This is a genomic window from Paenarthrobacter sp. YJN-5 (genome assembly GCF_015040095.1).
GTDB lineage: Bacteria > Actinomycetota > Actinomycetes > Actinomycetales > Micrococcaceae > Arthrobacter > Arthrobacter ureafaciens.
Window position 1 is genome coordinate 383,285 of record NZ_CP053544.1, and the last position, 12,017, is coordinate 395,301.

The window sequence follows — 12,017 nt, forward strand, 5'->3', positions numbered from 1 at the left end:
GCCCTCGATAGGCGGCACATCTCTACCGCGCCAGGCCTGTCGCGATTCGTCGTGCCGTTGGTCCGGTGAGTGCTGCGACGGTGACCGCCATGAGGAGCCCGGCCACTGCGTACACGGAGATCATGACCGGGGCGGGCGTACGCTCATCCACGATCGGCGATGGTGCGATTGTCCAGAGGAGGCCTGCTGCCCAGGCGCCGGCGTTCACCGGGATCCAGCGCAAGGTTTTCGATCCGGCGCGGCGCAGGACCAGCCACTGCAGCGATGGAATTATCACCAGCAACAGCATTGCACCACCGATGACCAGAGCGAGAGTTGGCGGCGATGAGATGTCCAAGCCCCCTTGGATGCCCGGGAGCATGCCAAGGGACCACGCAACAGCGGCGCCGGCAGAGGTGGCCACAATCCAAGGAACCCGCGAGACCACCCTGCGGCCGAAGCCCAGCCACTGCCCGTACCCCAGCAAGGCACCCTCACAGGCGCCGGCGGCGATCATGGCCGGGTAAACCACGGAGTCCGGGGCCCCGATCAACCCAAGCCAAGCGCCCATGCTCGCTGGAATCAGGAATCCGAGTGCCTCCCCTGCCGCCACCATGATGATCCACCGCGGGAGGAAGCCCACGGGTGCGTCACCAGCCTTCGTCACAGGCCCTGCCTTTGGCCCCGCTCGAAGACGAAAGACCACGGATGCTCTCCTCTGCCTGTTTGCTCCCAGCCGTCCCTTGCGAGGTCTTCAAGGAGCCGGTCCAGGGCTTGTCGCATGCCGGGCGAGTATGCCTCCTCCGGCGGACCATCCCGGTAGGGGCGCGGTGAGGTGAACGTGTCGCTTGTATAAAGGGAGCGTCCATTGGACCGGGCCACAAAGCGGAGGAGTCTGCTGCCGTACTGCGATGTCAGGACCGTCAGGATCCCGGCCCACCAGGACGTACTCCCGATATCCTCCAGTTCCACGGTCAGCCGCTCACCCATGGACCGATTATGCGACTCGCCGGTACCGGTCGACCACCCCAAATGCGAGCGGGCGTCGGCAGGCTCTCCGAAATCTAGAAGAACAGCAGCACAAAGCCGCCAATCGTGCTCAACAAACCAACGGCAGTGAAAACCAGCCCCAGGAGCAGGACGGTCCGGTCGGGCCGGGGAGGGGTCAGGGACCAGCGGGCCGGATGGCAGGTGTCGTAGTGAACCTGGACAGGGTTCCGCCCGTCCACAGGCAGGACGGCTTCAAGAAGCACCTGCCGTTCGCTCCCATCCGGGCGGTTCCAGCGGAGTCCGGTGAATCCTCCGGCGCTGAACGTCGTCGCTTCCACCGAGTCCCACTGGCACCGGCGCTTGGCGATGATCCACGCCGCGATGAGCAGGGGCACGCCGGGAACGAAGCCCACCCAGGTCATCATTTCCAGGATCGGGCCGAGAACATCCACAGGTGCCGCCACAGCCTGATCTTACGGCTTCCGTCCTTAGTGGGAAGTGCTTTTCTTCTTTCCGAACGGCAGTACACGCCGGACGGCCTGCACCAGGACCATGACGCCGGAACCCCAGAGGATGCCCAGGATCGCCGAACACAGAGTGTTGATCAGCCACGCAAGGGCGCCGCCTATCGCGGGGATTTCAGCCACGGGCGATTCGAGTTTATGGACCAGGTCATAGGGCAGGTGCCAGCCGAGGTCGTAGCTGGCTTGCAGCAAGATATGTCCGCCAACCCAGAGCATGGCGATCGTTCCGACCACCGTGATCACGGTGAGGACTTTTGGCATTGCGGCGACCAGCAGGTGCCCGGTTCGCTGGGTGGCCGGGGCATCTCTCTTGGTCAAGTGAAGGCCGATGTCGTCCATTTTGACGATGAGCGCCACTGCCCCGTACACGGCCACGGTGATGATGATGGCCACGACGACCAAAATAAAGGCGCGAACCCAGAGGGATTCGACGGCGACCTCGTTCAGGGCGATGACCATGATTTCGCAGGACAGGATGAAGTCGGTGGTGATGGCGCCACGGGTGACTTTGGCCTCCGCTTCCGGCCCGCGGTCCGGGGCCGGAGCGTCGGCTGCTTCGGCATGGCCCCGCACCTTGTGCCAGACCTTCTCGGCGCCCTCGTAGCAGAGGTAGGTGCCGCCGAGCAGGAGGATCACAGGAATGATTCCCGGTATGAAGGCGCTGATCAGCAGCAGGGCCGGCAGGATGATCAGCAGTTTGTTTCGCAGCGACCCCCAGAAGATCCTGCGGATCATGGGCAGTTCCCGGGACGGGTCAACCCCGGACACGTACTGCGGTGTCACGGCCGCATCGTCAATGACGACGCCCGCGGCCTTCGCCCCGGCCTTTGCGGCGCCGGCGGCAACATCATCTACAGACGCGGCGGCTAGCCGGGCCAGGGCAGCGACGTCATCCAGCAGCGCAATAAGACCCCCGCTCACAGCTTCACACCATCCCGTAGGGGTGCATCCAGGCGGACAAGATTATCTGGGGCAAGACCTGAAAGCTGCATAGTCGCAGTCTACGTCCCGGGCTTGCCCGGCACGAAAATATTCCGGTTAGTCGAACTCGAGGCCGAGCAGGGCGTTTTCGGTGACTTCGGGCAGCGCAGGGTGGATCCAGTATTGCTTGGAGGCGAAGTCGCGCATGTCGAGGTCGAAGCTGAGCACGGTGATCATCTGTTGGATCAAGGTGGAAGCTTGCGGGCCCATGAAGTGCGCGCCGAGGAGTTTGCCGGTGCTGCGGTCCGCGATGAGTTTGCAGATCCCGGTGGTGTCTTCCAGTGCCCATCCGTAGGCGACGTCTCCGTAGTGCTGGACTTTGGTTGTCACGTTGTGCCCGCGTTCGCGGGCCTGGTCCTCGGTCATGCCGACGGTGGCGATCTGGGGATGGGTGAACGTGGCGGCGGGCACGTGGTCGTGCGGAAGCTTCCTCAGGTTTCCGGGGTTCAGCAGGTTGTGCCGGACTGAGCGCATTTCGGCGTTGGCTACGTGTTTGAGCATGTAGGGGGAGGAAACGTCGCCGAGGGCCCAGACGCCTGGCGCCGACGTCGAGCGGCCGTATTCGTCCACCTTGATGCGCCCGTCTTCTGTCATCTCGATCCTGCCGAAGGACAGGTCCAGCCGGTCCCCGTTGGGGATCCGCCCAGTGGCTACCAGGAGTACCTCCCCGGTGGCGGTCGAGCCGTCGTCGAGCCGGACCTTTACGCCGTGGTCTGTCTCTTCGACGCCCACGGTGGTTCGGCCCGCCCTGACGTCGAAGCGTTCTGCGGCCAAGGAGTTGAAACGGTCGTGGAGGTCCTGGTCGAGGTGGCGCAGGAGCGTCGAGCGGGTGATGATCGTGACGTCGGTGCCGAGGGCGTCGAAGACGTGGGCGAATTCCATGGCGATGGAACCCCCTCCGATGATCACCACGGACCTGGGCTGTGCGGGCAGCCGCATGATGTCTTCGCTGGTGTGGTAGCGCACGCCCGAGGCGGCGATGACTTCCGGGACTGAGGGCCGGGAGCCGGCGGCGACGACGATCCGGTCACCGGAGATGGTTTTCTGTTGGGTGCCCTGTCCTGTGCGCAGGGTGCGCTCTCCGATGAACACGGCGTGCTGGTCATAGACATCGGTGTTTGGCGTCATGGGGCCGCGGCGATATTCCTCACCGGCGGCGGCGATGGGATCTATGCGGGTCTGGAAGATACGGCTTACGATGCCCGGCCAGTCGACTGAGTTGACCGTAGCCGGGACGCCCAACCGCCCGGACTCAGCAATTTCCAGGGCCGTGTCTGCAACGTGAACGTACATTTTGGACGGGATGCAGCCGGCATTGAGGCAGGTGCCGCCGAATGAAGCTTCTTCGATGATCGCAATCGACAGGTCTTCGAACTCCGGACCCGGGATGGAGTTCCCGGATCCGGTGCCGATGATGACCAGGTCATAGTGCCGATCGGCGGCAGCAGCTTCCATGCGGGTTCCTCCCTGAGGGCTTTCCTCCACCCTAGTGAACCCACGCCCGATTACCCGGCGCCGAGAGGCCTTTGCGCTTTGCGAAGCCGGGCGAGCCCCAGCACCGTCATGGCTGCTGTGCCGAGCAGAACCAGGATCAGCAATCCCAGCAGAGGAAGCTCATGGAATGCAAGCTGGGGGATTCGGCGCGAGGGCACAGCCAGCACGCCCACGAACGCTCCGATCAGACCGAAGTAGCTACCCGTCATGAAGCTGCGGTGGGCCCGAATATTCCCTGTTCTTACAGCCCACAACCCTGCTGTCAGAGTGCAAAACGTCAGAGCTGAGAGTGCATGGAGCCAGTTGAATCCGCCGTCTATGGTTCGGATTCCGAATGAGGTCAACACCACGATGTACATGGCAACAACCCAGATTCGCCCCACAATCCTATGGAGACTGCCGCTTTTGGTTCGTCGCAGCAGATTGACGGCTCCAAATATGAGTGCATAGCTGGCGGCCACTGCGTGCACAGCGATCAGGACAGTCCAGGAAGAAGGCATACTCCGGAGCGTAGCGGACCCGGGAAGCCTCCGGCCCTCTTTACGGTCTGGACTGCGGTTTCAGAACGCCGGGTAGTTGACCAGCAATGCTTGAAGGTCCGAAGAGGACATGTGGTTGGAGAGCTCGATGCTCACGCCCATGGCAGCGGCCGCAATGGTGAGCATGGCGATGCAGGCCACGGACAGGAAGCGCCAGTCTTTGCGGAAGACGCTGCCAATGGTCTCGGGCATGTCCAGCTGCGGGGCGATCATGTTGGGGGCGCTGTCCCAGGAGCCGTCATCCAGCAGGGCAATGATGCGGTCATTGCTGCGGTCGAAATGCATGGTGCTGATGTTGTTGCCGTGGCGGGCCAGCAGGATGTCGTGTCCAACGCGCTGACGAGGCTGCAAAGTAAGCAAGAATATCCCCTGGAATCGAAAGAATAGTGGTGGCTCACATCATTGGGGGCATCTCGATTTTATAACGGTTGCAACTTTCGCCGGCCTCAAAAGACGCCAAAAGCCGGGTGAGACTGCCCACCCGGCGGCGTGATCCTGCTCGCTTTACGGGGCGTCTGTCTTGGCGATGTAGACGTCGCACGGTGCCGTGTGTGCCACCGTGTTTGCCACGCTGCCCAGGACCCTTCCGATGCCCTGCATGCGTCGGTTGCCCACCACAATGAGCCGGGCATCATGGATCTCGGCTTCTTTGACCAAGGCCTCCCCGGGCTTGCCGCGGGCAGAGGAGTAGGTTACTTCCAGCCGGTCGTCGGCAAGTTGCTCGGCTACGGTCCGGGCTACTGCCTCGGCCTCGGCGGCGTCGGAGACAATCCATCGATCGGTTCCGATTTCCACAACCTCGGTCCGGTTGGTGTCAAAGGCGCTGACGACGCGCAGATTGGCGCCCAGCCCGATGGCCAGCTGCTGGGCCGCTTTCGCAGCCCTCAAGGCGGTCTCGCTGCCGTCAACTCCTACAATGACTACTCCGGTCATAGCGCTGCTCCTTCATTGCTGGCTTGGATGGCCTCTGCAAGCACAGGTGCCAGACGGCGTACGCCTTCGGCAATCGTATCCGGGGGCACGGCACTGAAGGCCAGGCGCAACTTGTTGGACGGGCCGTCCGCGGGTGAAAAGGCCGCGCCGGGGATGAAGACAACACCGGCGTCGATGGCTTTTCCGAGGAGGGGGTAAGTGTCCACGCCCTCCGGCAGGGTCACCCAAACGAAGAAGCCGCCGTCAGGCCGGGTCCAGATAAGGCCTTCGGGCATGTGCTCGTCCAAAGCAGAAAGCAGGGCCCGGCAGCGCTCCGCGTACAACGCCCGGTAGGTTTCGATCTGGCCGCGCCAGTCGAATTCGCGGATGTAGGAGGAAACGAGCATCTGGTTGAGGGGCGGCGGGCAAAGGGTGACGGCTTCGGAAGCCAAGTAGAAGCGCCGCTGCAGGTGGGCGGGGACCAAGGCCCAGCCGATGCGCAGGCCGGGGGCAAAGATCTTGGAGAAGGAGCCCAGGTAGATCACGTCATCCGGGTTCGCCGCCCGCATGGGTTCGATGGGGTGGCCGTCAAAGCGCAGCAGGCCGTAGGGATTGTCCTCGAGGACCAAAATATTCGCCGCGCGGCATATGTCAACGATCCGCTGGCGCCGCTCTGCGGCCAGGGTGATGCCTGAAGGGTTGTTGAAGTTGGGGATGGTGTAGAGGAACTTAATGCTCTTGCCCTCAGCCTGAAGCGAAGCGATCCTGGCCTCGAGCAGCTCGGGGACCAGGCCGTCGTCGTCCATTTCGATCGGTTCCACCTGCACCTGGTAAGCCTCGAACGTGTTCAGCGCGCCGACGTACGTCGGATTCTCAACGAGCACCACGTCGCCGGGGTTGCAGAACACTTTGGTGGCGACGTCCTGCGCGGACTGTGAACCGGCGGTGACCACTACGTTTTCCGGCCGCGCATCGTTGATGCCCTCGGCGGCCATGACTTCGCAGATCTGTTGGCGGAGCTCTTCGGTGCCTTGCCCGCCGCCGTATTGCAGTGCGGTCATTCCTTCCTCGGAAATGATCCGGGCCGCCGTCTGTCCCAGCTTTTCCAGCGGAAGCGATTGCAGGTACGGGTTGCCGCCGGCGAGGGAGACCAATCCGGGCTGCATGGAGATGTCGAAGACGTCGCGAACCGCTGACTGCTTGATGTTGGCTGCGCGGGCTGAAAACAGTCCCTCATGCGGATGGGCCGCAGTGGCTGCCCGTTCAATGGCATCGATTGCTTCGGCGGGAAGAGTGGTGTCGGCATTCAATGTTTCGTGGGTCACACTGACAGGATACTCCCGAAGGTTGCCAATAGGGCAACGTTTGTTTTCAACCAAACGGCTGGCCGGGGCTTTACGGAGTCAACCCGAACGGCTGGAATGTACTCATGACTTCGCACCAGGCATCCGTGACCAAGGCCGAGCAGTTCCATAAACTTCACCAAGCGGGTCCCGCGCCGCTGGTTTTGGTGAACGTCTGGGACGCAGCCTCGGCCAAGGTGGTGCAGGAAGCGGGTGCGACGGCGATCGCCACCTCAAGCTCCGCCATCTCCTGGAGTCTGGGCTACCGCGACGGCGACCATGTGCCGTGGGGCTTGGCGATGGCGGTCCTGGGGCGCGTCGTGGCGGCGACAAGCCTGCCGGTCACCGCGGACATCGAAACGGGATACGGACGTTCGGACGACGAACTCCGCGCCACCATCAACGCGGTACTGGACGCCGGCGCCGTCGGAATCAACATCGAGGACTCCGGAACCGAACCGCTCGCGGATATAGCGGAACAATCCCGCCGCATCGCCCTGATCCGGGCCGCGGCGGATGAACGCGGGATCCCGCTCTACATCAACGCGCGCACTGATACGTACTTGTCCGGGGCCTATCCCGATGCCGCTTACGAGGAGACGCTCGCACGCGCGGCCTCATACCTGCAGGCGGGCGCCGACGGCATCTTCGTCCCGGGCGTCTTGGATCTCCACACTTTGCACCAGCTTTCCACCGGTATTGCCGCGCCGCTGAACGCGTTGGGCGGGCTCGGCGCGCCTTCGCCCATGGAATTGCACGACGCCGGCGTACGGCGCGTGAGCATAGGCGGCAACACAGCAAAGGCTGCTTATGCCAAGGTGGCCCGCGTCGCCACAGAAGTTCTGGGCGACGGCAACTGGTCCTGCCTGGCGGGCACCCGCAGCCATGACGAAATGGACGCGCTGTTCGCGGCGGGCCCGAAGTACGTGCCCTGATGCGGGCGTCGCCAGTGCAAGCGAACGACGGCGGCACGCGCCTTTAATGTCAGACCCCACCAATAGCTTGGAACAAGAGAAGGAGCCGGTAACCGGGCTCGGAGAGCGGGCAACCAGGAGGATGGATGGCGAGGCGAAGCGTCCAGTTTTGGCGCATTGCGCAGGTGAACGGCGATGACCTCAGCCGTCCGTTTCCGGCGCGCCGGCTGGCTGAAGTGCTTCAGCAGGCTCGTCAAGCGGGTACGGACCGGCACTACGTGTCCCCGGATGGAACCGTCCTGGTAGCCCAGGCTGTCGCCTTTACGCCGCACCCGGTCCTGCTGCTTGACCGGGTGCGGGACACCAACCTGCCCAGCGTCGGGGATCCATCGGGCCGCCGCAAGCCGTTGCCGTTGGCCCCGGGGGACCACCTCCTGGAAACCACCTACTTCGCTTTCTTGAAGCGAAACGTCGTGGCCGTGCTGACGAGCGGCAACGGCCCGCGCGCTTCGCGGATGGGGGAGTACCTGGAAGGGATGCTGGGCTTGGATCCCGGTCTGGTTCCGGTGGTGCGCGAGGACGTCGAGGAGATTCTCAGCCGGCTGGAAGTAAGCCGTTTTGAGTTCGCGCTCCCGGCCGAGCGTTTATCCGGAAAGCTCATGGAAGGCGAGTGGGCCGATGTCCTGGACAGCGCGTCGAGGCTGATGACCGAGGGCACGTTCCGGATCTCGCTGAGCGTCGGGCGGTCCGGCAAGGCCGCAGACAAACAGCGCATCCGCGAACGGATCCAGCAACTGATCGAGCAATTCCGGCACGCGGGCTCCGTGGAACATTTCGATTACGTGGTGGCCGAGGGCAAAGATTCACTGACGGGCGATCGTGAGGTTGTTGATCTGCTCAAGGAACGGTTCGTCTCGCACGTTGAGGTGGATGCGGATGCCTTCAATGATCCCGCCAAATCCGTTGCCCAAGCGGTTTCCATACTGAACAAGCAAGCGCGGGACAATGAGGAATTCTTCGCACGGACTTTGCCCGAGGTCCGGGGCTCACCTGATACTGCCCTGGTGCCGGACCTGATCGCCGGTGGGATGGCTGCGGTGCGCGAGGCCATGGCTGCCGCCCTGGCTGCGAAAGAGGCCGCCAGTGCTGATGTGCCGACGCCAAGCGTCAAGGCGGATTCCCGGGAAGGGGGTGCCGGGCATGAGCTTGTACGAGGTTGATGTGGAGCGGCGCGGAAGGCGTCGAACCCTGTGGCGTTGGTTCCTCCTCCATCCGAGGGCTGACTACCTCTGGGCCTTGATATTGGTGCTCCTGTGGATGGCTGCTGCATTGCTGTTCCGGCAGCCTCTGATCCTGGAGGGCGTCGGACCCGGTGCCCGCCGGACGCTGTTCCAGACCCTCGCGACGATGGCCGGCGCCACAGCCGGCCTCACGCTGACCAGCGTCTCCATGCTGATCAACGTCCTCGGCAAGAAATCAGCGCCCGGTCAACGCGAACTGCCGCTGGAGAAGCTCACCCCCACGCACCGACGCCAAATCGGTGAGGTGTTCCTGTTCGCGATCCCCGGGCTCGGACTGCTCCTGATCGCTTCCCTTATCACTGTGGTCCTGGAAGGTGACGAAGTGAGGGGGCTCTGGATCCCGGAAGCCGTGGTTTTCGTCTTTGCCTTCGCGTCCACGCTGGCGTTGCTCAGAGTGGCGTGGGCGCTCCGCCGGGTCCTGGCCATTGCCACCGCATGACCGCCGCCCACGTCACCGCAGGCTCAGTGCGACTTCCAAGGTCATACCGTTGACATAGATTTCGGCGCGCGTTGCACCGCTGGCAGCCACCACGGTGTGCGTGAGCTGCGCTTCGATCCGGGGGATGTCGCACACGCCCCCCGGCCGGATGGACCCGCCCAGGTTCACCACCACCGTGGAGCCGCTGACATAACCGGAGACGAAATGCAGGGAGGAAGCCGCGAGGGAATCGTAGAGTGCGGCGTCGTTGTCCACGGGCAACCCTGCGCCCAACAAGCGGCCGAGGGCCACGGTCAAAGGATCGCCGGATGACGCCGGACCGCGGACGGGGACAAGGCTGTCATTGCAGCCGAACCGCACACCGCGGGAACCGCCGTCGTTGATGGCCACGTAGTAAACGGCAGGGCCGGGCTCCACCTGCGGGGGCACTACCGCTGCCCGCGCGGCCTCGCCGCCCGCTGAGTGGCTGGCTGATGGCCCCGGGGAAGGCTCGACGGCGGTGCCCGGGTCGGCCGGGCTGCTGGCGCCTTGGCTGGTGTCTGCCGGGGTCGAAGGACCTGGGCCCGCGCCCGTTCCGCCGCCGCCCGTAGCGGCCCCGCTGGGCACAGCCCCGCCCGATCCCGGAAGCGGGCCGGGGACTGAGGGCTGGCCGGGATCACTAAGAGGAGACGGGTTCGTGGGGGTGGTATCCAGCTGCGGTGTGGCAGGCGAAACTGGCGGGGTCAGGCTGTTGCTGACGGGTTCGTCCGGGTTCTGCGGACTTGAAGCACCGGCTCCGGAAACGAATGGCGTGGAGGAAGGCGAAACCGCCTCAGGCGACGCCGTGCAGCCGGCCACCCACGTACTGAACAACAGGCAGGCGGCTGCGATCGCCGTCGTACTTTGCAGCCCCAGCCCGGCACGCATGACAGCCCCACGCTCCTGTCCGTTCACCTGTCCTTAAACGTTAGGCCGCCTTGCAGGTGGGCAACATGCCAGTACGGTGACGGTTCGGACAAGACTCGGTCACGCGGGGCGGGAACGGTGTGGAAAACGGTGCCGCTGAACGCAAAGTGCCCCCGTTCTGTCCGGTAATTGGACGGAACGGGGGCACCAGGAAGAGTGACTAGGCTGCGGCTGCTTCGTCATCCTGAACGGCGGTCAGCGGCTCGAAGATGCCCTTGATCTGCTCCACGACCTCGGCGTCGTCCTTCGGGTGCAGTTCAGCGAAGCGGACCATGGATCCCGGCACGGCGAGCTTGACGTCTTCGAGGACCTTGGCGCCGGCGATGCCGACGGCCTTGCGGGCTTCGTCCTGCGCCCAGACGCCGCCGTACTGGCCAAAAGCGGTTCCGACGACGGCGGTCGGCTTGCCTGCGAGGGCGCCGGCGCCGAACGGGCGGGACAGCCAGTCGATGGCGTTCTTGAGGGATGCGGGGACGGTGCCGTTGTGCTCGGGGGTGACCAGGAGGAGGGTGTCAGCGTTGGCTGCAGCCTCACGGAGGGCGGCGGCTTCGGCCGGAACCTGGCCTTCGACGTCGATGTCCTCGTTGTAGAACGGGATGTTGCCCAGCGAGCCGTGGATCTGGACCTCAACGTTTTCCGGAGCGTTCAGCGCGATGGCCTCGGCGAGCTTCTTGTTGTGGGAATCAGCGCGGAGGCTGCCGACGAGGGTGAGGACGGTGCTCTTGGTCATTGTGGTCTCCTTGGTAGGTTTTGGGCCTTCACCGATACTAAACGGACCATGGTCCGCTTTCTATTCCCGGGGTCTAGAATGACTCATGTGAGCTTCATCCCACTCCGGCCGGACGTGCCTTTTGAATCGCCGCACGAACGGCGTGACGCCGCGCGCAACCGGGAGCGCCTGCTGAGTGCCGCGCGCGAGCTCGTGGATGAGTTTGGCGCCGAAGCGCTCACCATGGATGCCTTGGCGTGCAAGGCCAAAGTCGGCAAGGGGACGGTGTTCCGGCGCTTCGGCAGCCGGGCCGGACTGATGATGACCTTGCTGAGCGACTCCGAATCCGAATTTCAGCGCGGCTTCATGTTCGGGCCGCCGCCGCTGGGCCCCGGCGCGCCGCCGCGGGACCGCCTGGTTGCCTTCGGTGAGGGTCGGATTTATTTCATTCTGGAAAACGGTGACCTGTGGAAGGCTGCGGGTGCTTCCACCCGGAACCGCTTCGAAGCTCCCCCCACCGCCCTCGCGCACCGGCATGTGGAGATGCTGCTGCGGGAGGCGGGCATTCCCGATCCCTGGGTGATGGCGATGGCCTTGATTGCGGCCCTGGACCCGGACCGGATCGTCAATGACGTGCGTGTTCACGGAATTTCGCCCAAGCGGCTCACCGATTCCTGGAGTGAACTGGTCCGCCGCCTCGTCCCGTCAACCTGACGGCTGCATCCGGGCACGTTCAGCAAGGGAGCGCGCGCTGTCGGCTGCGGTGAGGCAGGGCCGTAAGTGGCATAACACCTCCATACATGACGCAGTCTGCTCATAACGATCTGGCTGCAGGCGAGAAACCGGGCCGCCTCAAGCCAAATATGAAGCAGTTATTGTGGTAGTTTCCTCTTGAATGTGACCCATGCCATACATGGCCGGTGATCACTGAAGGGGTTTGGGGGTAC

15 protein-coding genes are annotated in these 12,017 nt (G+C 64.1%); 4 read left to right on the forward strand and 11 right to left on the reverse strand.

Features of this window, described 5'->3' with window-relative positions:
- Positions 1–22: 22 nt before the first annotated feature.
- The 9 genes from HMI59_RS01810 to HMI59_RS01850 form a co-directional block, all read right to left on the reverse strand.
- Complete coding sequence (locus tag HMI59_RS01810; RefSeq protein ID WP_193592612.1) at positions 23–646, reverse strand: hypothetical protein; 624 nt, start codon at positions 644–646, stop codon at positions 23–25.
- A complete protein-coding gene (locus tag HMI59_RS01815; RefSeq protein WP_193592613.1) occupies positions 643–969 on the reverse strand; it encodes a hypothetical protein in 327 nt (108 codons plus the stop codon). Before HMI59_RS01815 ends, HMI59_RS01810 begins: the two co-directional genes overlap by 4 nt.
- A 74-nt stretch (positions 970–1,043) precedes the next feature.
- The gene (locus HMI59_RS01820; protein WP_166185980.1) at positions 1,044–1,433 is read right to left on the reverse strand and encodes a hypothetical protein; all 390 of its coding nucleotides are present in this window, start codon (positions 1,431–1,433) and stop codon (positions 1,044–1,046) included.
- A 24-nt stretch (positions 1,434–1,457) separates the two neighbouring features.
- On the reverse strand, positions 1,458–2,414 hold the full coding sequence (locus tag HMI59_RS01825; RefSeq protein WP_166185979.1) for a DUF808 domain-containing protein: 957 nt from the start codon (positions 2,412–2,414) through the stop codon (positions 1,458–1,460).
- A 117-nt stretch (positions 2,415–2,531) separates the two neighbouring features.
- The gene (mtr, locus tag HMI59_RS01830) at positions 2,532–3,929 is read right to left on the reverse strand and encodes a mycothione reductase (protein ID WP_166185978.1); all 1,398 of its coding nucleotides are present in this window, start codon (positions 3,927–3,929) and stop codon (positions 2,532–2,534) included.
- A gap of 50 nt (positions 3,930–3,979) precedes the next feature.
- Positions 3,980–4,468 carry a DUF2306 domain-containing protein gene (locus tag HMI59_RS01835; RefSeq protein ID WP_193592614.1) on the reverse strand — a complete coding sequence of 163 codons (489 nt, stop codon included), beginning with the start codon at positions 4,466–4,468 and terminating at the stop codon, positions 3,980–3,982.
- A gap of 60 nt (positions 4,469–4,528) precedes the next feature.
- On the reverse strand, positions 4,529–4,867 hold the full coding sequence (locus HMI59_RS01840; RefSeq protein WP_227471504.1) for a hypothetical protein: 339 nt from the start codon (positions 4,865–4,867) through the stop codon (positions 4,529–4,531).
- A gap of 144 nt (positions 4,868–5,011) precedes the next feature.
- The gene (locus HMI59_RS01845) at positions 5,012–5,440 is read right to left on the reverse strand and encodes a universal stress protein (RefSeq protein WP_166185976.1); all 429 of its coding nucleotides are present in this window, start codon (positions 5,438–5,440) and stop codon (positions 5,012–5,014) included.
- Entirely contained in the window at positions 5,437–6,744 is a 1,308-nt protein-coding gene (locus HMI59_RS01850) for a PLP-dependent aminotransferase family protein (protein WP_193592615.1), read from the reverse strand. The genes HMI59_RS01845 and HMI59_RS01850 overlap by 4 nt, the downstream gene beginning before the upstream one ends.
- 104 nt (positions 6,745–6,848) lie before the next feature.
- Between HMI59_RS01850 and HMI59_RS01855 the strand changes: the two genes are divergently transcribed.
- The 3 genes from HMI59_RS01855 to HMI59_RS01865 all read left to right on the forward strand — a co-directional run bounded on the left by HMI59_RS01855 (position 6,849) and on the right by HMI59_RS01865 (position 9,416).
- Entirely contained in the window at positions 6,849–7,697 is an 849-nt protein-coding gene (locus HMI59_RS01855; RefSeq protein WP_193592616.1) for an isocitrate lyase/phosphoenolpyruvate mutase family protein, read from the forward strand.
- Positions 7,698–7,822: 125 nt separating this feature from the next.
- Positions 7,823–8,896, forward strand: a complete 1,074-nt coding sequence (locus HMI59_RS01860) for a hypothetical protein (protein ID WP_193592617.1) — start codon at positions 7,823–7,825, stop codon at positions 8,894–8,896.
- Entirely contained in the window at positions 8,877–9,416 is a 540-nt protein-coding gene (locus tag HMI59_RS01865; protein WP_166185972.1) for a hypothetical protein, read from the forward strand. Before HMI59_RS01860 ends, HMI59_RS01865 begins: the two co-directional genes overlap by 20 nt.
- A gap of 12 nt (positions 9,417–9,428) precedes the next feature.
- On the opposite strand, the gene HMI59_RS01870 is transcribed toward HMI59_RS01865, so the two are convergent.
- Positions 9,429–10,349, reverse strand: coding sequence for a hypothetical protein (locus HMI59_RS01870; RefSeq protein WP_227471505.1), 921 nt, complete (start codon positions 10,347–10,349; stop codon positions 9,429–9,431).
- A gap of 172 nt (positions 10,350–10,521) precedes the next feature.
- Complete coding sequence (locus tag HMI59_RS01875) at positions 10,522–11,091, reverse strand: NAD(P)H-dependent oxidoreductase (protein ID WP_193592618.1); 570 nt, start codon at positions 11,089–11,091, stop codon at positions 10,522–10,524.
- An 87-nt stretch (positions 11,092–11,178) separates the two neighbouring features.
- Between HMI59_RS01875 and HMI59_RS01880 the strand changes: the two genes are divergently transcribed.
- Positions 11,179–11,784 (forward strand): TetR/AcrR family transcriptional regulator, encoded by a 606-nt coding sequence (locus tag HMI59_RS01880; protein ID WP_370583558.1) that lies wholly within the window; start codon positions 11,179–11,181, stop codon positions 11,782–11,784.
- The last annotated feature ends 233 nt before the right edge of the window (positions 11,785–12,017 follow it).

Bases quoted from the DNA above. Each gene is read 5' to 3' on its own strand.
- mtr (WP_166185978.1), bottom strand. From the start codon at position 3,929: ATGGAAGCTGCTGCCGCCGATCGGCACTATGACCTGGTCATCATCGGC.
- HMI59_RS01845 (WP_166185976.1), bottom strand. From the start codon at position 5,440: ATGACCGGAGTAGTCATTGTAGGAGTTGACGGCAGCGAGACCGCCTTG.
- HMI59_RS01865 (WP_166185972.1), top strand. From the start codon at position 8,877: ATGAGCTTGTACGAGGTTGATGTGGAGCGGCGCGGAAGGCGTCGAACC.
- HMI59_RS01835 (WP_193592614.1), bottom strand. From the start codon at position 4,468: ATGCCTTCTTCCTGGACTGTCCTGATCGCTGTGCACGCAGTGGCCGCC.
- HMI59_RS01875 (WP_193592618.1), bottom strand. From the start codon at position 11,091: ATGACCAAGAGCACCGTCCTCACCCTCGTCGGCAGCCTCCGCGCTGAT.
- HMI59_RS01815 (WP_193592613.1), bottom strand. From the start codon at position 969: ATGGGTGAGCGGCTGACCGTGGAACTGGAGGATATCGGGAGTACGTCC.
- HMI59_RS01860 (WP_193592617.1), top strand. From the start codon at position 7,823: ATGGCGAGGCGAAGCGTCCAGTTTTGGCGCATTGCGCAGGTGAACGGC.
- HMI59_RS01855 (WP_193592616.1), top strand. From the start codon at position 6,849: ATGACTTCGCACCAGGCATCCGTGACCAAGGCCGAGCAGTTCCATAAA.